Here is a 1,196-nt window from a genome sequence, read left to right as displayed (position 1 = left end):
CGGACCGCCCGGGCCCCGCTCCAGCTCCTGGAACGCCGACACGTTCAGAGCCGCGTCGTAGTCGAACCGCTCCGCCAGCCCGTCGCCGTGGCGCGCCTCCTCCACCTGCCCGTTGCCGTCGTAGCGGTAGCCCGTCGTGCCCCAGCGCCCGTCCGCGATCGACACCGGCTCGGATGCCCGGTTCCAGCCGTAGACCCGCTCCAGCGCCGGTTCGGGTGCCGCCCCCGGCAGGGCCCTGCGTCCGGCGACCTGGCGCACCAGCCGACCGGCCGGATCGTGCACGCTCGCCAGCACGAAGCCGCGCCCGCTCTTGTACTACGTAGTGACTCTCATGCTACAGCTATCATGCAACTTTCCTTCCATAGTTACTTCAAAAAATTATCGAAATATTTTGTATATTATTTTATATTCTTTACCTAATTCGTTTTCAAGGTTTTTGCTGATTTTCTCTCCGATTTCAACAAATTTCTCTTCGTCATATTTATTTTTAAATTCCGAATCTGGCGGATAATCAGCATCATATATGTCATCAAAACTTTTCATCCATTTATAAAGATCTTCTTTTAATGTCTCTGATATTGGCAAATCTTTCGGATCTATATCCAAAACGCCCCCGTCAATCTCCTCCCACAGTGGAAAGCATTTAAACTCTGCCATTAATTTTATAGTCCTCATCTGATTCTCCCCCTCGGATTAGCCCCCACAATGTATCCATTGTCGCCGATTGTTACCGCTATTCTTTGTCTATATCCATTTAAAGGCAATTCGAATATTGGCCGCCCAGTTCCAGCCCCCTGATATCCTATGATATTTCCTTCGGTTACAGCACGCATAACAACATCCTTAATTTCTCCTTCTGGAACCCCAATGCTTGCAAAATCGCTACCGTGTTTTTGGATTATGTGATTCAACCCAGATTTAATGTTGCCGCTCTCTAAAAATACAACATTGCCATTACGATCTCTCCCGGTCGCTAAGACGCTTTCAGGAGTGAATTTTACTCCCTTGCGCTTCAATTCATCAATATGACTTTGATCAACGCCTACACAACATGATAGACCAAACGGATCTATCCAGACTGTGGGCTGTACAATATACGCATGCGGCCGGATTCCACCTGTCAATCCGATGGGATCTGAGCTAACATAGTTCGCTGTAAGCGGATCATAGTACCTGAACCGGTTGTAGACGAGCCC

General features: G+C 49.4%; 3 protein-coding genes. All 3 read right to left on the bottom strand.

Annotated features, from left to right (window positions below; translation table 11 throughout):
• Window positions 1-294, bottom strand: a 294-nt coding sequence (locus tag QR78_RS31385) for a hypothetical protein (protein ID WP_048431561.1), incomplete at its 3' end; no start/stop codon positions are given.
• Between the two features lie 84 nt (window positions 295-378).
• Window positions 379-675, bottom strand: coding sequence for a hypothetical protein (locus tag QR78_RS34695; RefSeq protein ID WP_125901357.1), 297 nt, complete (start codon window positions 673-675; stop codon window positions 379-381).
• The coding region (locus QR78_RS33515) for an RHS repeat-associated core domain-containing protein (RefSeq protein WP_202972809.1) at window positions 672-1,196 on the bottom strand (525 nt) is incomplete at its 5' end. The genes QR78_RS33515 and QR78_RS34695, both read right to left, overlap by 4 nt.

It is taken from the genome of Methylobacterium indicum (assembly GCF_001043895.1).
GTDB classification, from domain to species: Bacteria; Pseudomonadota; Alphaproteobacteria; order Rhizobiales; family Beijerinckiaceae; genus Methylobacterium; species Methylobacterium indicum.
Note: the sequence above shows the minus strand (reverse complement) of the source record. Positions and strands in the feature narration are given on the sequence as shown.

What these genes read in the sequence shown, in the direction of transcription:
- QR78_RS34695 (WP_125901357.1), bottom strand. Translation starts at nt 675, where the DNA reads ATGAGGACTATAAAATTAATGGCAGAGTTTAAATGCTTTCCACTGTGG.